Genomic DNA, 18,108 nt, shown 5'->3' on the forward strand with positions numbered 1-18,108 from the left:
ATGTTGTCGGCAACATTGATGACGAAATCGACTTTTCCTTTGGTTGAATACAAAGCGGTTCTGCTTTACCATTGTTGAGAAAGCGATTTGTCTACAAGAATGGAAGGGTTTGCATGGGAACGGATGGTTAATTATTGCTTGTATCCAGAACAATCGGAGGTCTTCCAATGGAACAATTATTTAATGTACCTTACAGCAGCAGCAATCACGAGCTGCAAAAGATGGACTTGTTCATACCGGGCGACAACGCCAACGGTGTCGGACTTTTTTTCATTCATGGAGGAGGCTGGAAATCTGGCAATCGAACGCATTGGCATCCGGTCGCTGCCTATTTTTGTGAGAAAGGGTACACATGCGTCTCCGTAGGCTACCGTCTCGCTCCGAGCGCGGTTTATCCGTCGCAAATCGAAGATGTCCGGCTAGCCCTGTCCGTATTCATGGAACGTGCGGATCAGTATCGCTTTGATCCAAGCCGGATTGCTGCTGTCGGGTCGTCGGCGGGAGGTCATCTGGCCGCATTGCTGGGGACGATCGATGCCGATGACAAGCTTGGCTGGACGCCGGAAATGCCCATACTCGATACGAGGCTAAGTACGCTCGTACTTTATTATGCAGCGACCACTCTGCATCCCAAGGACAACTACGACAATACGAAGCCGCTCATAGCCGGGTTGTTCGGGCAGCCTGACGAAGAATCCGCAGGGCTGTATGAATCCGCATCGCCGATTGACCGAATCAACGGCAGCGAGCTTAACGTTTTGCTTATTCACGGCGACGAAGACGACATTATTCCGCTTGAGCAATCCATCCAGTTTCGAGATAAGCTCCTTGCCCAGGGGAAGCAGGCGGAGCTTGTCGTCTTGTCTGGCGCAAAGCACGGCATAAAGCACAGCATCGGAAGCGGGGTGACAACCTCCGCGCAGGCCGAAGCACTGCAAGCTGTCGATCGATTTTTGACCGAACAGTTTTTTTAATCTGGAATCGGGAATACCGAAACACAAAGCGGGACGCCTCCGAGGAGGTGTCCCATGTTAAATCCGCTTAGTTTTTGCGCAATGTGTTGGAATGGTGATAGCTGGTTCCGTTGCTGTTCACAGCCCTTATGTAGTAATAATACGTAACACCGGAAGTCGGCGTATTGTCGGTAAACGTAGTACCCGTAATGCCGCTTTGCAAAGCGCTGAAGTTCGCCGTAGGCCCCGTACTACGGTAAACCGTGTAACTATCCGCGTTGTCGCGGTAATTTCGCACCCAGTTAAAGTTCACCTTTTCATTCAGAGAGTACAAGCCGAATTTGCCGCTGGAGAACGTGCTGTCCGTTGCGGTCAAAATCGGTCCAAACTGGTTGACTGAGCCTATGAGCGTGTTCCCTTCAACTCTGAAGTACATCAATAAATTATTTAAATCCATACCGGGAACGTTCTTATTCTCCAGTAATTGGGTCCGGGTGATGGAAGTTAGCACGGTTTCTGTGTTGTTCTGGAGTTTGACGATTTTAAATTTGTCTTCATTAATGTTGTAAACGAACTTATAGTAGTTGGAATTGTCCGCATACCTCGCCACGAGACCATAAGCAAACACCGTTTTACTGGAATCAGATTCGACTTTTTCGGCCATTGTTTCTACTTCATAATTAGGGGTCACGATGGAGTCGAATATCGTCACGCCCATGCCCGTGAGAGGCGATTGATAGAAGCCTGCGTTCCGGCCGCTATCGGATACGACGGACCAGGTTCCCTGCTTGGCCGTCCAACCGCTTGATGTGCCGTCTTCAAAATACTTACGATACGTCTCCGTGCGGGTAGGTTCCCACTTGATGCTGATCGAATTGGATGTCTCGCTCGTGATCGCGGCGTTGTGCGGTGCGAGCGGCAGGAAGCTTGGCGCTGCAGCTGTCATTTCCGTCGAAGGACCGCTTTCTCCTCTTCCGTTGTACGCTGTAACTACGAAATAATACGTCGTGCCTACCGTCAAACCTCTGACTAATTTTCCAATATTGTTGCCGACATCGATCGTGTTCGTATACGTACCTGAAGTCGTTCCATATTTGACCTTGTACCCTGTTGCCCCCGGCACGATTTTCCACTCGACGCCGATGTTGCTGATCGTTTCCCCGAAAGCGCGTCTGGTTTCCGGGGCTGCTGGAGCGGACAGCGTCGCAGACGTTTCGTTGGAAACCGCGCTCTCCCCAGTGGCGTTGTATGCCGTCACCGCAAAATAATACGTGCTGTTGTTCGTAAGACCGGTTATCGTTCGAGTCAGGTTATTGCCCACGTCCACCGTCGTCGTGTAACTGCCGGGAGCGGTGCCGTACTTCACTTTGTATCCCGCAGCGTTCAAGCTTGCCTGCCACTTCAGCGTTACGGATTGATTGCCGGCTGCCGTCGTCATCAGCACAGGGGGGCGTGGCGCATCGGGGCTGCTAGTGCGCGTCCATTCCACCCTCATGACACTGTATGGAGGCACGAGCACAGGATTGTTCGTCGAGCCGGATTGAACCGTTACATTAATCAAACTGGCTCCTCTGTTCCTCGCCAGCGGATCAGTCGCAGTCGTGTACGTCTTGGTCAGTGCGGAGGTCACGTTGCTGCCGTTCATCCGAACGGTAACTTCGTGCTCATCGGCCGATTTATTCGTAATGACGACATAATTTTTGCCGTTGTCGCCTCTGAACGCTTGTGCGAACAACGCCGGCATCGTGCCGCCTGTCTTGCTGACGGTGCTGCCACCTGTGACCGATGTGCCCCAGGCGACTGTACCTTGATTGATAGCGCCGTCGATGACCTTCAGCGAAGCGGCTGGCGCGCCGTAATACGGATTGAAATTTAAAGTCGACGTGTCCACGGTGGTTCCTCTTTGATAGGCGTCCTCCAGCAGCATTTTGTCACTCGTGCCAGGGGTGAATACGCCGTTGGTAAAGGTATAACCCGCCAAGTACGGGATGCTCGAATTTGTCACCAGACGAAGAATCGACTCGCTTACGTAAATGCCGTGATACTGCGAGTTGTACAGTTCCCCTCCCAGCGCGACGCCGTGCTCGCCGAGAAATAGGGGGGTGCCTGGCAAATTGACCCCGTAATTGCCGTTGATCAGCGCGTTCCAGCTGTCCAAGAACCCGTTGGCGTTCGTCATCGCAGCGCTTGCGGTGGCGCCGTCGCCTTTGAACCTGTGCGTCGTAATCGCATCCCAATACTTGTTCGGATAGCTGTAGACTTCGTTGTCGAAGCCTGCCGCCTGATTGTTGCTCATAGAAATGACGGTTTTGGCGCCTGGATACGCCGATTTGATAATGTCGTTGAACGTCTTGGCCCTGTTCAAATAGTCGGTGGCGGACTTGAATGCCGCTTGTTGACCGCCGATGCCTGTCGTGTAGTACGAAATTTCGTTCCCTAATTCAAAGTAAAGCACGGGCACATGATTATCGTACAAATATTTGGCCAGATCACGCGACTGCTCCGGATTATACTGCAAGACGTTGACCATAATGACCGCCTTGGCTCCCGTTTGTTGCAGAAAGTCCACGTAATCGGAGATGCGCTCGCCGCCTTTGGTGAGCTGATAGCGCCTCGCATACAATTGAGGGTAGTAGCGACCCGCTTCTTTCATTGCCTGCCCGTTGTATTCGGCATCCGTAGATCCGAGCTTCCAGGAATAGCTGTTGGTAGGCGTGCCTCCAGGCCACCTGAGAAAACCGATTCGTCCATAATAATTTGCGGCATTGATGACGTTCGCATCGTTGATTCGGATGGCGGTACGTTCCGGTTCGTTGTTCAAGCCGCGAAAATCCGGGTTGTACGATGTTGTAGCGCTCGTATTGATGTTGATGGTCGCGCTGACTGGAGTCGCATGAGTCGTCACCGGGAACAAGCTTGTCAGCAAGAGGGCGCCTGCGATTGCGGTTACAAAGGACGTTTTCTTCATGATTCTCTCTCCTCGTTAATAGGGTAGACTCCTTTCTCATTTCACCCCCTATACTTAATTTTAACGATCTGCCTCCAAGCGCTCAGTTTCGTGTTGCGACTATGAATGCGCTTTCTTCGTCTATTATATCGGACCCTTTCCATGCAGCATAATATATAGTTTTGTATATTGTAAATAACCTTCAGGCTATATGCCGAGGTTCAGCTTCGCAAAAAATCCGAAAAGAAACTCGCGGAATGTCCGTGCTGCTTGCCCTAGATAATGGTCCTTTTTCCGGTGCAGTGCTATGGACCTGGCACAGAAAGGACGCTCAGTTCCGTAGTGCCTGAACTTTATATCCGTTTGGTTATATCAACTATATTTAAATATGTATTTTCGTTATAAAAGAATGAAGATTAATATAAATACAAAAACAACCAGCCCCATAAACAAATTTCGGATAGGGAAGCTGATCGAGTTTGCCGATTACAGGGAGGTTTATCGCGTGAGAAGAACAGCTGGAATAACATTTCTTGTGGCACTGATGGTATTCGGAATTACAGCTTGTAAGGTCGCAACGACGGAAAGCAACCAACCATCTTCCGACAAGACGGAACCGGCGAAGCAGGAACAGGTAACACCCAAAACCGCAGTTCCTGACTCGCAGAATAAAACCGTATCCAATGTTCAAAAGCAGAAGAATGAGAAAGTGAAAAGGTACAAAGACCAAAATCAACATGTAGAAAAGGGAAAGACAGTATTCGTTGGTTCTTCATTAATGGAAGGCTTTCCAATTAATAAATTTACGCAAACGCTAGACAAAAACTATCGTGTCTATAATCGCGGAGTCGGCAGTTTTGTTACAGCAGATTTATTAGCTTCAATGGAAGAATGTATTTTTGAGCTGGAACCATCAAAGATTTTTATTAATATTGGAACAAATGATATCAGTTCACCGAAATATAAAAAAGAAAACTTGCTTGCCAATTATGATCGAATTTTAACAAGAATTAAGGAAAGATTGCCAGATTGCAAGGTGTTTGTTATGGCGTATTTTCCGGTTAATGCAAAAGCCGATTTTCCTGGAATTAACAAAACGACAAAGGAACAAATGTTTAAGACAAGAACAAATCAAGCCATTCATGAGGCAAATGAGGCCATTGAGGGATTGGCCAAAAAACACCTATACGAATTCATTAATGTGAACGAAGGACTAATGGATGCTGAAGGAAATTTAAAGGAAGAGTATTCCAAGGATGGCCTGCACATGTTCGAAAATGGATACTCGGTTGTCTTCAACAATTTAAAAAAATATCTATGATATGACGCCAATCTGCAGCGGTGCGAACGTAGTGTTCGCCATCAGATATCGCAGTGCAGTATACTACTCTTATATTCAATGGATAGAGGAGGCGTACGAGCACATGAGGTATACAGGCGTTGGTGGAACCGATACGCATGCCGTCCGCCTAATGGACAGCTACCGAAGATGGACGGGCAAGTCGCTTCTGGATGAAGCGAATGATCCTGACCGTCCGTTCGAAGCGTTGTTCCATGCCCCGATCGTCGTTCTTTCGCATGGAACGGAAGCCGATCCGGTACTGAACTTCGGCAGTCGAAAGGCGCTGGAGCTGTGGGAGATGGACTGGGATACGTTCACGCGGACACCTTCGAGGCTTACGGCGGAGCCGATGGAGCGGGAGGAGCGGGCCCGGTTTATGCAAGCCGTCGGCGAGCGCGGGTATGTGGACGATTATACCGGAGTTCGAATCTCCAGTACCGGCAAGCGATTTTATATTATGCAGGCGACGGTATGGAACGTGACCGACGAGAACGGCGTTATTCACGGTCAAGCCGCCGCATTTCGAACGCATCGCGAAGTATAGCATCGAGAAGCTTCGCTGCATCGAACATCAAGGAAGAGGGCGACACTGCCATATTCATGCCTGCATAGTCCGGCCGAATTGCGACTGAAATCGCGGTTCGGCTATTTGTCATGGCCCCCGGCACGGCGATTCCACTCCGCGAGCGCGCAGTCGTCGGATGAATTCGCAGACTGGAGCTGCGCTCGCTTGCCTCCGGCGAGCATAAGCAACATATTGATAATAAATAGCAAATATATACGAATGCCGCCTAGGAACAGCAACATCCTTATAATTTTTAGCAATGTACTGTGAGCGCCCCGGAAAAGATTATTCTATAATAAAGTTATCGCGGGTGAAACGCTTTCAACAAAGGCGGCGCGAAACAGAATCATCTATGGATTGCTGTAAAACATAGAGGGGGAATACACAGTGAATAAAAGATTATCAGTTATCGTTTCGTCGTTGGCAGCGCTAAGTCTGCTGGCGGCATGTTCCGGAGGGAAGACGACGCCAAGCGCGCCGGACGCTCAGGCGCCCAACAAGCCGGTTACGATCAAACTGTACCAATGGGTGGCCGTGCCGGACGATCAATGGCAGCAGCTGTATGTGGAGCCGGTCAAGAAGAAGTATCCGCACATTACGCTGGAGCAAATCACCCGGGGCAAAGGAACAAACCCGGAGGAATTGGTGACCGCCGGGGAGTTTCCTGATATTTTTACCATTTCCAATAGCATGCAGCAATACGCTGCCCTTGGTTTGACGCAGGATATGTCGCCATTGGTGAAGAAAGAGAACGTCGATCTGGCGAAGTTCGACCCGGCGCTCATGGAGCGGAGTAAAATCGACAATCAGCTGGCGGCGCTGCCATTCTACAGCAGTCCAACGGTAATGTTTTACAACAAAGCCATCTTCGATAAGTTCGGTGTCTCGTATCCCAAAGACGGCATGTACTGGGAAGACGTCATCAACTTGGCGAAGCAAGTGTCGAAGTCCGATCAAGGCTTCCAGTACAAAGGCTTGCACCCGCAGAGCATCTTCGCCATGAAGGGCGGTCTGCCGATCGATCTGCTCGATCCGAAGACGGATATGCCTACGATCAATAATGACCAATGGAAGCAGCTGCTTACCTTGTATTCAAGCTTGGTCATGATCCCCGGGAACGAGCCGAAGGGGAGCGCGTTTGCGGATGTGGTCAATGCGTTCGTCAAAGATCAGAACACGGCGATGGTCCTCACGAATTTGCTGCCTTCGCTGCCGGAAGCGACCAAGAACGGTCTGAACTGGGATATGGTTCAGCTCCCGAGCTACAAAGGGTATGACGGCCTGAAGGGACTCGGGGATACGATGTATATGGGCGTCAACAAAGTGAGCAAAAACCAGGATGACGCGATGAAAGTCATCTCGGTGCTTACTTCTGAAGAAGTGCAGACGACGATGGCCAAAAAATTCGGCTTTGTGCCGGTGCTAAACAGCAAGACGGTGAAGGATGCTTTCGGTACCGAGATGGACTTTCTAAAGGGGAAAAATGTGCAGGCTGTTTTTAAAGGCAAAATCGCCCCGTACACCCCGTCATCGGCTTATTCCGGCCATGCGGATGTCAGAAAAATTTTCAACGCCAAAGTCGCCGACGTCGTCGCCGGCAAAAAAGATGTTAACACCGCGCTGCGGGAAGCGGATGAGGAAATTAAGCTGCTCATTCCGAAGATCAAGCAAAAATAGATAATGCATCATGACAGGAGCCAACCCGATGGGGAGGGCTCTTTTTGTTGACCGCGGGCCCAAACGGGAGTGGATGGAACGTTTAACGGAAAACTTGCTAAACCGATGGGTAGGCCTATCAGCCTCTAGCCGATCTTTTCCATCACCTGCTGTAGTTTGCTCCGTCTTTCCCGTAATACAAAAGTAAGCGGAATAGCGGCTATGCAGATGACGGTGGCCGTCAAGAACACATCCTGCACGCCTAATGTCATACCCGTTTCCCGGGCGAGAGGAATCGTTCCGAGCTCCTGCTGATGCGTCAGCGATCTGGCCGCGAGCAATGAGCTGAAGACGCCGATCGACAAGGCGCCGGTCGCTTGTCGCACCCAGTTGGTAACGGAGGAGGCATGCCCCGATTTCTCCTTCGAGATGGAAGACATCCCGGCGTTCATCACCGGCATGAAGGCGAGGGCAATGCCCACATAGCGAATCGTCATCCAGACCGATACGTACAGATGCGTAGCTTGAAGGGAGATGCGGCTTAACTCCCAGTTGGAGACGATCAGCAGCGCAATACCGCCCATAATCAGCCAGAATGGCCCGATGCGGGAATACAGCTTTCCGACGACTGGGGAGAACAAAGCCATCACCAATGAACCGGGCAGCAGCACGAGCGCCGTATGCAGCGGATTCGACTGCTGGATGTCCTGCAAAAAGATGGGAATGAGAAACGTCCCCGAATATAATGAAGCCGTAATGATGCAGTTGATCAGCAAGCAATACGTGAACCGGCTGGATTGGAACACGCTCAGGTTGAGCAGCGGGTCCTTCAAGGACAGCTCACGGCGAATGAAATACACGAGTGTCGCTGCTCCGGCCAGCAGGCAGCCCAGCGTTTTCCAGGAGATCCAACCCCAACGGTTCACCTCGCTGAACGATAAAATGATGAGCGAGCTGCTGAGCAAAACGGTAACAAAACCGGGTAAGTCAAATGATTTGGACGCGCGCGCCTTGTGATAGGGCAGGCATTTGCACGCAACGGCGATGGCCGTCAAGCCGATCGGCAAATTGAGCAGAAACAAAGACTGCCAGCCGTAATATTCGGTGAGCCAGCCTCCCAAGGTCGGCCCGAACGCCGGGGCCAGCATGGACGATAAGCTCCAGAGGCTCATCGCAAACGCCTGTTTGTCTTTTTCGATAAACTGGTAAATCATCGTCATCGTCGTCGGAATGATCAAGCCGCTGAATGCGCCCTGCATAATGCGGAACGTTACGAGCGATTCGATGCTCCAAGCGACCGTACATAAGACGGAGAACAGCGTGAAACCGGTTAATGCACCGACATACAGCCGTTTGTAACTCCAACGATCACCGAAATAACCGACAACCGGAGCGACGATCCCGGTCGCAAGCAAAAATCCGGTGATCATCCACTGAACTTGGCCGAGGTCGGCATGAAAATCCTTAAGAAAGATGGGGAATGCGACGTTAATCGTTGTCGAGCTGAGGATGGACATGAAATTCCCGAAAAAAATCGATAAAATAATGAGCCAAAATGCCGATTTACTCGATGTGCCGTTTGCCACTTCTTCGCCGCCTTTTATTGCATAGTTTGCCGTCGGTCCGTCAGCAACGGGCGGCATGAACGCGTCTGCAATGCAATGAGAATGGGGTTTATTCACAAATAGTTGTATGATACAATCATCTGACAGTATTTGTATTATACAACTACCGACCCGGATGTCAATACATGCAGAAGGAATGATCATATAATGAACAAGAACGATCTTGAACGGATCGATTACGAATTGGTGGTACTGATCCGCAGAAGCTCGCTGGACAAGGAGCTGGGAGGACTGGACCGGTCCTCTTACACGCTGCTTACGGAGCTTTCGAAGGATGGCGGACCGACCAGCGTCAAAGCGCTTGCCGATGAGTTCCGGCTCGATATATCGACGATCAGCAGGCAAACGGCGGTTTTGGAAGCCAAAGGATATGTACGAAGGCTGCCCAATGCCGCCGATGGCAGGTCAAGCTATTTTCAAGTGACGGAAGAAGGCATGCGCAAGCTGTCGGACGCGCAACAAGCCCGGCTGGCCAGACATGCACAGTTGTTTAAAGATTGGACCGATGAAGAACGCCGGCAATTCGGCGAACTGCTCGCTCGGCTGAACCGGACCTTTGTGGAATGAACTATTTGACCGAAGCGAGCTTCTCGAACGTAAGGATAAAGGCTTCCAGCTCGTCCGGCTCCAGGCGGGACAAGTAATGCTCCAATACTTGACTGTAGTTGCGCAAATCCTCTTCAAGCACTTCTTTGCCGAGCGGCGTAATGGAAACGAATACGTTCCGGCGGTCGTTGTTGCCGTATTCCCGGGTGATCAGCTTCTCGTGGACAAGACGGGTCACAACCGTCGAGACGGTGCTCGGATTGGCGCCGAATCGTTTGGCGATGTCCGTTACTTTGCACGGTTCTTCATCGGCAATGAGCTGAAGCAGGTAAAATTGGACTCTCGTTAATTTGGTTTTGTATTGCGTCAGCATTTTCGCTGCGATTTCGCGCTGCGTTTTTTGCATTGCGCTGCGAATGCGAAACGCATATTTATTATAATCATTCATTGGGATGTGCCTCCTGTCAGAGGTTGCTGTGATCGCCATTCGCGCGGTAACGTTCTATTCTTGATCGTTCTATATTTCTTATGCGAAATATATCTCATTATATCAATTCGAGATGAAGCGGTCCCATTCCTGCATTGCGAAGCAGAAGATGAGAAGGTAAAGTTAACGTATCAAGGGAATCGTTGATGGAGGTGGCGGCAACGATGGACTATGAATTTCTGGAAGGATTCACGCCGAGAATCCTTCATATGAACCACCGGGAGCAAACGTATTGGGAGGAGTTCCAGTACACGCTCTTTCGGGAATCGACGGTGATGCATCTGCTGGCCTATGTGTATACCGGGGAGGGCACGCTTGAACTGGAGCATAAAAAAACGGCAATATCCGAAGGGACGGTATTCCAGCATAAGCCCGGGCAGCGCTTGCTCCTTACCTCGAGCCCGGATCGTCCCCTTGGACATTATTCGTTCAGCTACCAGTATGGGCTCGTTCGCTGGGAAGGTTCGCAATCGTTATGGACCGACAAAACGGGAATATTGCCGCTGCCGGAGACGTTTCGTGTGACGGACCGCAGCATGAAGGACGATTTCGAGCATGCGTTCAAGCTGTGGACAGCCAAAAATAAAGGATACGAGTGGCGCGTCAAACTGGCGATGCTCGATATTTTGAGCAAGCTCGATGTGCTGCGGGACAGTGATCCGGCTTCCAACTCGGCGCCTTACAAATATGTTGAAGAAGCGATCGGCCTAATGAAGGCCAATTATGCAGCGGCCATTTCACGGGAATGGCTTGCCAAGCAGCTTTCGCTGTCTCCGGGATATTTCTCGATCTTGTTCAAGCGGCATACCGGGTACACGCCGATTGAATATTTGCAAAAAATCCGCATGGATGAAGCGAAGAAGCTGCTCAAGACAACCCGGCTGGCGATCAACGAAATCGCGCGGGAGGTCGGGCTCCTGGACCCGTTCTACTTCACAAGACTGTTTACGGCTCATGTCGGCATTCCTCCGCGGGAATTCCGTAACGGGTAGTACGAACGCAACACATAACAATTATCCAGTTTATCGAATTATTTCTCCATGTACGCATCGCACGCCCGGACGGTAAGATAACGTTAGAAACCCGAGGAGCATGCGGGGAAGCGAGGGGGAGCAGTTCGAATGCGGTGTAAACAAGCCTGGATATCGATCATTGCCCTGATTTTCGTAAGCGCTTGCAACGGTGCGGACAGTCCGGGACGCGAAACGGGAAATGAGGTTGGCGGCGTGCCTGCGGCAAAGAAAGACCCAGTGGAGCTGACCGTATACAACGTTGATAAGCATCCCGAAGAGCGTTTCATGGTGGAGTACGGCAACAAAATCAAGGAGAAGTTTCCTCATGTGACCGTCAAATATGTGACGGGGGACTTGGCGGCGCTCGTGACTTCGGGTGTGGAGATCGATCTGATCCTTACGTCCATCGGACTCACGAACAGCGCGGTGCTTAAGTATAATTTTCAATACGACCTGTCGGACTTGATAAAGAAATACAACTACAACACGTCCCGCCTCGAACCGTCGACGGTCGCGATCCAGAAGGAGCTCGCAGGCGGCGGCATGTACGGGCTGCCGGTGCGAACGTCGACCATGGCTTTATTTTACAACCGGGATATATTCGACAAGTTCGCTGTTCCGTATCCAGCCGAGGGCATGACATGGGATGAACTGTATGAATTATCGCGGAAGCTGACCCGGATCGATGCCGGCGTGCAGTATTACGGGTACATTATGTCTCCCGGGCATATGCTCTCGCATAACCAGCTGTCGCTTCCGGCCATTCACGCCAAGACGAACGAAATTGTGTTCACGAGCGATAAATATGCCGGGCTTGTGAAGAACTGGCTTCGTTTCTTCCAGCTCCCCGGCATGGAGACGTACAAGGATGCCATGTCGACCAATACGGCTATCCATAAAGCGGCCTTCACCAAGACGCAAAATGCAGCGATGTTCGCCTTCTCGACGGTATGGCGCGATGCCGAGATGTCCGATGTGAACTGGGATGTCGTGCCGCTTCCATCGTTCAAGGAGGCGAAGGGCGTAGGGCCGCAATCATACCCGGCTTATTTTTACTTGACGAGCCAAAGCAAGCATAAAGAGCAGGCGTTCGAGATCATGTCGTATTTTACGACGGACGAATTCCAGCTGTTCACCTCCCGCATGGGTCTTCCGCCGATTGTGACGACGCCCGACGTGCTGAAGGAGTTCGGCAAGGGCAGCGAATACGCCGAGTTTTATAAAGGCAAAAATTTGAAAGCGCTTGTACCGGCAAGCTACGCGCCTGCCATCCCGAAAACCGAATATACGAGCATCGCGGAAAAGCACGTCGTCGCGGCGATGAAAGAAACGCTGTTCGCAAATAAAGACATCAATTCGGCGCTGCGGGATTCGGCGGAAGCCGCCAAAAAGGAAATCGAATCGATTCAAGTGAAATAATCGGCCGCACATGAGCTGCGTCCTCGCTGCGATCCGAGGGGTTCAGCCGTGTCACTATTACAGGCCGAATCACCTCTTGCCCCCGGTGCCCGGGAGAACGACGTTCTCTGCGATAACGGGGGTTCGCTGTTTCCGGCGGTAGAGATCCGTCGGAGCAAGCTTGCATAACAATAATCCAGTTATCGATGATTTACGTTCATGTACGTGAGACATCATTCGTTTTATTCTATTCACAACAACCGATAACACGACGATTCGGATGGAGGAGAAACGATGAGTAACAGGCCGAAATTGATTGATACGGATGTCCACAATGCGATTGCGAAATCCAAAGATTTGCTTCCCTATTTGCCCAGAGTATGGCACGAACAATGGTCCGGCTCCGGGGCGGGAGCGACTTACGGCTGGTATTCGCCGGTCGGGGTGATGCGCAAGGATGCGGTGCCGGATGGAGGCGGACCGCCGGGGAGCGACCCGCACTTCCTACTGAAGCATCATCTGGAGCCTAACGGCATCGACTATGCGATTTTAACCGGATCGGGCATTCTGGGCATCTCGCTGCATCCCGACCCGGACTACGCGAACGCGGTCGCGTCGGCCTATAACGACTGGCTTACGGACACCTGGCTGAAGGCGAGTCCGAGGTACAAGGGCTCGATTCTGATTAACCATTCCGATCCTGCCGCAGCGGCGAAAGAAATCGACCGGATGGCCGGACATCCGGACATGCTCCAAGTCATCATGTGCAGCGGCGCCCGCACTTTGTACGGGCAGCGGTTCTACCATCCGATCTATGAAGCCGCCGAGCGTCACGGGCTTCCCGTCGCGATTCATCCAGGAACGGAGGGCCGAGGGCCGAACGGGGCGCCGACGCCATCCGGTTATCCGACAAGATACTTGGAGTGGCATAACATATTGCCGATCAACTACATGGCTCATGTCAACAGCCTGGTGTGCGAGGGCGTATTCGAGAAATTTCCGAAGCTCAAGTTCGTGGCGATTGAAGGAGGGATCGCCTGGCTGCCGCATCTGATGTGGCGGATGGACAAAAATTTTAAAGGGCTGCGCGACCAGGTGCCTTGGCTGAAGCGGCTGCCGTCGGAATACATTACGGAACATATTCGCTTGACCACCCAGCCGATCGAGGAGCCGGCCCGGCCGGACCATATCAACCAGATCTTCGATATGATCGGCGCGGACCATATGGTTATGTTCTCCTCGGATTATCCGCATTGGGATTACGATAACCCGAAAATAGCGCTGCGGCCGATCCGCAAGGAGCTTCGCGATAAAATATTCGCCGACAACGCGATTGAGCTGTACGGTCTTACTTCCGCGCCAGCGGTTGCTGTGGAAGGAGATGCCCGATAACATGACGACATCGGCAAAAAAGAAGTATTATGCGGCTCAAGCAAGCGATGTTGTTCGGACGGGGAGCAAGCTGGTTGAAATCCGTGGGATCGAAATCGGCATTTACTACGTAAACGGAGCGTACTATGCATGGCGCAACGCATGCCCTCATGCTGCCGCGCCTGTGTGCAAGGGGAAGGTATGCGGGACCAAGCTTCCATCGGACGTCTATCAGTACGAATTCGGCAAGGACAAGGAAGTGTTAAGATGTCCATGGCACGGCTGGGAATTTGATTTGCTGACGGGCAAGCATCTGTCCGATGAACAGGTTAAGCTTCGCGGCTATGAAGTGCAGGTCGAAGGAGAAGAAATTTATGTACTGTTGACGGAATAACCGTCAATCATCCGCTGCTGACGACAAGCGTTCGGAGGGAATAAGCGATGTACGAAGCCTACGAAGATGAAACAAGGCTGGAGAAAACAAGCCTCCGGTCGTTTCAATCGCCTTATCAAGATTTTTGCCGCTATACTTCATCGGTAACGCCGGGAATTCAGCTCGGCCTGAATGTTATAAAGCCGGAGAAGCCCGGCCCGATGCTCGTGCAGCTGCACGGCTGGCACATGAGTATGCCGAATCCGGTGCGGCGCGAGCATCCGGGAGAGCTGCCGTATGTTGTCGTGCAGGTCGATATGCGGGGCCGAGCTTTCTCCGAAGGCGAACCGGACTGCAACGGCTGCGAGCTGATCGACATGTACGACGCCGTGCGCTTCGTACAGCAGGAGTACGCGGAATATTTACTGCCAGTAGAGCCGGCCATCTATCTCGAAGGAGGCAGCGGAGGCGGAGGGAATGTACTCGCCGCGGTAGCGAAGTTCCCGGACTTGTTCTCGGCGGCGACGGCATTATACGGCATTTCGGATTATGCCGCATGGTATGCGCAGGATGAAGCGGGCGAATTCCGCGACGAGATGGACGTGTGGATCGGCTGCAGCCCGGAAGCCAACGCGGAGCGGTACGAAGCGCGGAGCGGCCTGCGGTTGGCGGCCAATGTCCGGACGCCGCTGTATATGGCGCACGGGGACGGAGATATTCGGGTCCCCGTATCGCATTCCCGCGCCTACGTGCGCGAGATGGAACGTCTCGGCCGGCGTGCAGGGGTCCGTTACGACGAGCTGCCGGGCGTCGGCGCACGCGGCCATTTGACCGGCGTGTCCGAGGAGCAGCAGCGGCTGCTGGAGGAGGGATCGGAGCGCAATCGGCAGGATCACGCGCAGGCGCCGAGGCTGGAGGCGGCAGGCACGCTGCTTGTCGGCGGCTTCCTGTATACGAAGCATTTCCATATCCATCTGGACTCCGTCCATTCGCTCGCAACGGCGCATTACGATCTGCATTCGCGCCGAATTACAATGTACGCGGCCCGGCCTGTTCCTTATCGGATTACTTGGATGGATGGCAGCGAGGAACGGGGGATATGCAACAGTTATTGAATACGGCCGTAATCCCCCGCCATCGGGGGATTTTTCAGCATGGAGGGATGAATGGAACGTTCCCGGAACATAAAGAAAGCGATTTGTGCTAAAGATAATCGATTTAATAGGTATTTCTTTTGTCACATTTCAATTAAACTAAAGGGTAGGCCTCATGACGCAACCAATAACCGAGACGGAGGAATGGACAATGACGGACACGTTTTCGATCGCCGTAATTCCGGACACGCAAATTTTATCGGCCCGACACGAATCGGCCTTTACCGGATTAACCCGGTGGATTGCGGATCAAGCGGATGCCTTGAATCTGAAGATGGTGCTGCACGTAGGGGACGTGGTGAACGCAGGAGAGACGAAGGAAGAGCAGTACGGGATCGCCCAGCAGGCGCTCAACGTCATTCATGAAGCGGATATTCCAATGCTCATTGCGATAGGCAACCATGATTACGATAATCAGGTAAAGATCGACAGAAGCTCCCGTCTGTTCAATCAGTATTTCGGACAATCCGTTTACGGCAGCAAGCCTTGGTTCGGCGCAACGTTCGAAGAAGGGAAATCCGAGAACAGCTATGCGAAGCTGAACATCGAAGGCGGCAAATTCATTTTTGTATCGCTGGAGTTTGGCCCTCGAGACGAAGTGATCGACTGGTGCAACGCCATTTTGCGCGCCCATTCGGATCATGAGGCGATCGTCATGACGCACAGCTATATGTATATGAAAGGGGAAAGAACGAAGCACGGCAATACGCATAATCCGAAAATTTATCCCGGCGCGTCCGGCGCGAATGACGGAGAGGACCTGTGGCATAAGTCGTTCAAGCATCATCCCAATCTGATCGCCGTATTTTCCGGTCATCATATTCCTCATAACCTCAGCTACCGGATCGATCTCGGCGAGAGCGGCAACCCGGTGTTTCAATCGTTTCAAAATTGGCAAAGCGCGCCAAACGGGGGCGAGGGACGCTTGCGAATCGTCAAGTACCAGCCTTCCACCAAGCAGTTGACGGTTCAGGTGTTCAATCCGTTATCGGGCAAATATGAAACGGAAGATGGATGCGAACTCAGTGTCCGGCTCACGGCAGAACAAATAGGCGAAGTTCAATTCCCGACAATCACCGCCGACGTGTGAGTCTAATCCGGCCTGCCGAGGGAGCGAGTAAGGAAAACATGTGAAACCGATACACAAACGTGAAATGATTTCTGATGTTTTGTGATAAGCTGTAGTTGGACGCTTGTTCATCTACAGCTTTTTTTATGTGCGAGTCGCTAAAATATTCATCGGCTGGTCCATCGTGAGCGGCTGTATTTCCATTGACCCGCTTCATAATGAAACATGAATTTGCAACGGATTTTATCGTGAAAGGAAGATGGGTTATGAACACGGCGCAGTTGAAGCCGCTGCCGATTGACTCCGACCTGCAGCAGTATGATCGGCAAGCGGTTCGTCTCCTGGAGATGCTGAAGTCGGATGATTTCGAATCCTCCCGCTTCATGCAGACGAATTCGCTCTTTCTTGACATTCCCGCTTCAGCGAAGGAACAACGGGAGCTGACGCTCTGCGAGACGCGGCTCATCATCGCCCGGGGCTACGGGTTCGGAAGCTGGGAGGAGCTCGCACGTTTCGCATCGGAAGCTTCGCGAAGCCATTCGCCGGCGGCGATGTTTGAATCGGCGGTTGAGGCGGTGATTGCCGGCGATACCGAAGCGCTTGAAGCGCTGCTGCAGAAGCGCCCGGCGTTGGTTCGGGAGCGGTCGATGAGAAGACACCAAGCGACGCTGCTTCATTACATCGGAGCGAACGGCGTGGAGGCGTACCGCCAACGGACGCCGGGTAACGCCGTTCACGTTGCGGCCTTGCTGCTGCATGCCGGCTCAGAGGTCGATGCGGTCGCCGCCATGTACGGCCAAGATACGGCGTTCGGCCTCGTGGCGACGAGCGTCCATCCGGCTCGCGCCGGCGTGCAGATCGCCCTCATGGAGACGCTGCTGGAGGCAGGTGCGTCGATAGACGGCGCTCCCGGAGACATGCCTATCGTCAATGCATGTCTGGCTAACGGACGGCCGCAAGCCGCCGCTTTTCTGGCGGAGCGCGGAGCTCGGCTTGACCTCGAAGGAGCTGCAGGGTTGGGGCAGCTGGACCGGGTGAAGCGCGATTTCGACGAAGACGGGCATTTGAACGCGAATGCGACAATTGCGCAGCTGGAGTCAGGCTTCATGTGGGCGTGCGAATACGGCCATGCCGATGTTGTCGAGTTTTTGATGGACCGCGGGGTTGATCCGGGGATGCAGGTGCGCGGCATGAGCGGTATGCATTGGGCGGCTGTCGGCGGGCAGCCGGACGTCGTCAAGCTGCTCCTCAAACGCGCCGCACCGCTGGAGGCAAGGAACATGTATGGCGCAACCGTACTGGGACAAGCGGTATGGGCAGCCGATCATAGCGATCCGGTATGCCATTGGCCGCTGCTTCACCCGGATTGGGGCGCCGTCATCCGCATGCTGATCGACGCAGGCGCCGATCGCAACGCTTCTCCGGGCTTACAGGAACGCGCACGCGAAGTGCTGCACAGGTACGAATCCAACTCATAAGGCATGCGATACATTGAAACGTCTGCCCATTCGGAACCGGAGGGTAGGCGTTTTGTTGCAATGAAAATGGTTGGAACTCTTTTAACCACCCAGCCCGTTGGGCGTTCCATGAATAACGCGGATGCTCTATG

Annotated in this window: 15 protein-coding genes; 12 read left to right on the forward strand and 3 right to left on the reverse strand. The window is 52.5% G+C overall.

Annotation, left to right across the window (positions count from 1 at the left end; genetic code table 11):
- The first annotated feature begins 167 nt into the window (after positions 1-167).
- Positions 168-974 (forward strand): alpha/beta hydrolase, encoded by an 807-nt coding sequence (locus KXG62_RS01045; protein WP_218090040.1) that lies wholly within the window; start codon positions 168-170, stop codon positions 972-974.
- Positions 975-1,041: 67 nt separating this feature from the next.
- Here the strand turns inward: KXG62_RS01045 and KXG62_RS01050 are convergent, their stop codons facing one another.
- Positions 1,042-3,921, reverse strand: coding sequence for a fibronectin type III domain-containing protein (locus tag KXG62_RS01050; protein ID WP_218090041.1), 2,880 nt, complete (start codon positions 3,919-3,921; stop codon positions 1,042-1,044).
- Positions 3,922-4,405: 484 nt separating this feature from the next.
- Between KXG62_RS01050 and KXG62_RS01055 the strand changes: the two genes are divergently transcribed.
- From KXG62_RS01055 to KXG62_RS01065, 3 genes are all read left to right on the forward strand, one after another.
- The gene (locus KXG62_RS01055; protein ID WP_218090042.1) at positions 4,406-5,221 is read left to right on the forward strand and encodes a GDSL-type esterase/lipase family protein; all 816 of its coding nucleotides are present in this window, start codon (positions 4,406-4,408) and stop codon (positions 5,219-5,221) included.
- A gap of 103 nt (positions 5,222-5,324) precedes the next feature.
- Positions 5,325-5,786, forward strand: a complete 462-nt coding sequence (locus KXG62_RS01060) for an MEKHLA domain-containing protein (RefSeq protein WP_218090043.1) — start codon at positions 5,325-5,327, stop codon at positions 5,784-5,786.
- A gap of 408 nt (positions 5,787-6,194) precedes the next feature.
- Positions 6,195-7,484, forward strand: coding sequence for an ABC transporter substrate-binding protein (locus KXG62_RS01065; protein ID WP_218090044.1), 1,290 nt, complete (start codon positions 6,195-6,197; stop codon positions 7,482-7,484).
- Positions 7,485-7,609: 125 nt separating this feature from the next.
- On the opposite strand, the gene KXG62_RS01070 is transcribed toward KXG62_RS01065, so the two are convergent.
- Complete coding sequence (locus KXG62_RS01070) at positions 7,610-9,106, reverse strand: MDR family MFS transporter (RefSeq protein WP_218090045.1); 1,497 nt, start codon at positions 9,104-9,106, stop codon at positions 7,610-7,612.
- A 129-nt stretch (positions 9,107-9,235) separates the two neighbouring features.
- Here KXG62_RS01070 and KXG62_RS01075 point away from each other — a divergent pair, with 129 nt between their 5' ends.
- On the forward strand, positions 9,236-9,655 hold the full coding sequence (locus KXG62_RS01075) for a MarR family winged helix-turn-helix transcriptional regulator (protein WP_218090046.1): 420 nt from the start codon (positions 9,236-9,238) through the stop codon (positions 9,653-9,655).
- A gap of 1 nt (position 9,656) precedes the next feature.
- Here KXG62_RS01075 and KXG62_RS01080 read toward each other — a convergent pair whose 3' ends face one another.
- On the reverse strand, positions 9,657-10,082 hold the full coding sequence (locus KXG62_RS01080; protein WP_218090047.1) for a MarR family winged helix-turn-helix transcriptional regulator: 426 nt from the start codon (positions 10,080-10,082) through the stop codon (positions 9,657-9,659).
- A gap of 203 nt (positions 10,083-10,285) precedes the next feature.
- Here KXG62_RS01080 and KXG62_RS01085 point away from each other — a divergent pair, with 203 nt between their 5' ends.
- From KXG62_RS01085 to KXG62_RS01115, 7 genes are all read left to right on the forward strand, one after another.
- Entirely contained in the window at positions 10,286-11,113 is an 828-nt protein-coding gene (locus tag KXG62_RS01085; RefSeq protein ID WP_218090048.1) for a helix-turn-helix domain-containing protein, read from the forward strand.
- Positions 11,114-11,242: 129 nt separating this feature from the next.
- Positions 11,243-12,553, forward strand: coding sequence for an ABC transporter substrate-binding protein (locus KXG62_RS01090; protein ID WP_218090049.1), 1,311 nt, complete (start codon positions 11,243-11,245; stop codon positions 12,551-12,553).
- A gap of 273 nt (positions 12,554-12,826) precedes the next feature.
- Positions 12,827-13,924: an amidohydrolase family protein gene (locus tag KXG62_RS01095; RefSeq protein ID WP_218090050.1), complete on the forward strand. Its 1,098-nt coding sequence runs from the start codon at positions 12,827-12,829 to the stop codon at positions 13,922-13,924.
- Between the two features lies 1 nt (position 13,925).
- Positions 13,926-14,297, forward strand: a complete 372-nt coding sequence (locus tag KXG62_RS01100; protein ID WP_246627242.1) for a Rieske (2Fe-2S) protein — start codon at positions 13,926-13,928, stop codon at positions 14,295-14,297.
- A 47-nt stretch (positions 14,298-14,344) separates the two neighbouring features.
- Positions 14,345-15,391: an alpha/beta hydrolase family protein gene (locus tag KXG62_RS01105; RefSeq protein ID WP_218090052.1), complete on the forward strand. Its 1,047-nt coding sequence runs from the start codon at positions 14,345-14,347 to the stop codon at positions 15,389-15,391.
- A gap of 190 nt (positions 15,392-15,581) precedes the next feature.
- Positions 15,582-16,520, forward strand: coding sequence for a metallophosphoesterase (locus KXG62_RS01110; protein ID WP_218090053.1), 939 nt, complete (start codon positions 15,582-15,584; stop codon positions 16,518-16,520).
- A 245-nt stretch (positions 16,521-16,765) separates the two neighbouring features.
- Positions 16,766-17,977 carry an ankyrin repeat domain-containing protein gene (locus KXG62_RS01115; protein ID WP_218090054.1) on the forward strand — a complete coding sequence of 404 codons (1,212 nt, stop codon included), beginning with the start codon at positions 16,766-16,768 and terminating at the stop codon, positions 17,975-17,977.
- The last annotated feature ends 131 nt before the right edge of the window (positions 17,978-18,108 follow it).

It is taken from the genome of Paenibacillus solanacearum (assembly GCF_910593845.1).
Lineage (GTDB): Bacteria > Bacillota > Bacilli > Paenibacillales > NBRC-103111 > Paenibacillus_G > Paenibacillus_G solanacearum.

What these genes read in the sequence shown, in the direction of transcription:
- KXG62_RS01110 (WP_218090053.1), top strand. Translation starts at nt 15,582, where the DNA reads ATGACGGACACGTTTTCGATCGCCGTAATTCCGGACACGCAAATTTTA.
- KXG62_RS01105 (WP_218090052.1), top strand. Translation starts at nt 14,345, where the DNA reads ATGTACGAAGCCTACGAAGATGAAACAAGGCTGGAGAAAACAAGCCTC.
- KXG62_RS01100 (WP_246627242.1), top strand. Translation starts at nt 13,926, where the DNA reads ATGACGACATCGGCAAAAAAGAAGTATTATGCGGCTCAAGCAAGCGAT.
- KXG62_RS01080 (WP_218090047.1), bottom strand. Translation starts at nt 10,082, where the DNA reads ATGAATGATTATAATAAATATGCGTTTCGCATTCGCAGCGCAATGCAA.
- KXG62_RS01050 (WP_218090041.1), bottom strand. Translation starts at nt 3,921, where the DNA reads ATGAAGAAAACGTCCTTTGTAACCGCAATCGCAGGCGCCCTCTTGCTG.
- KXG62_RS01060 (WP_218090043.1), top strand. Translation starts at nt 5,325, where the DNA reads ATGAGGTATACAGGCGTTGGTGGAACCGATACGCATGCCGTCCGCCTA.
- KXG62_RS01045 (WP_218090040.1), top strand. Translation starts at nt 168, where the DNA reads ATGGAACAATTATTTAATGTACCTTACAGCAGCAGCAATCACGAGCTG.
- KXG62_RS01070 (WP_218090045.1), bottom strand. Translation starts at nt 9,106, where the DNA reads ATGCCGCCCGTTGCTGACGGACCGACGGCAAACTATGCAATAAAAGGC.
- KXG62_RS01090 (WP_218090049.1), top strand. Translation starts at nt 11,243, where the DNA reads ATGCGGTGTAAACAAGCCTGGATATCGATCATTGCCCTGATTTTCGTA.
- KXG62_RS01095 (WP_218090050.1), top strand. Translation starts at nt 12,827, where the DNA reads ATGAGTAACAGGCCGAAATTGATTGATACGGATGTCCACAATGCGATT.
- KXG62_RS01115 (WP_218090054.1), top strand. Translation starts at nt 16,766, where the DNA reads ATGAACACGGCGCAGTTGAAGCCGCTGCCGATTGACTCCGACCTGCAG.
- KXG62_RS01075 (WP_218090046.1), top strand. Translation starts at nt 9,236, where the DNA reads ATGAACAAGAACGATCTTGAACGGATCGATTACGAATTGGTGGTACTG.
- KXG62_RS01085 (WP_218090048.1), top strand. Translation starts at nt 10,286, where the DNA reads ATGGACTATGAATTTCTGGAAGGATTCACGCCGAGAATCCTTCATATG.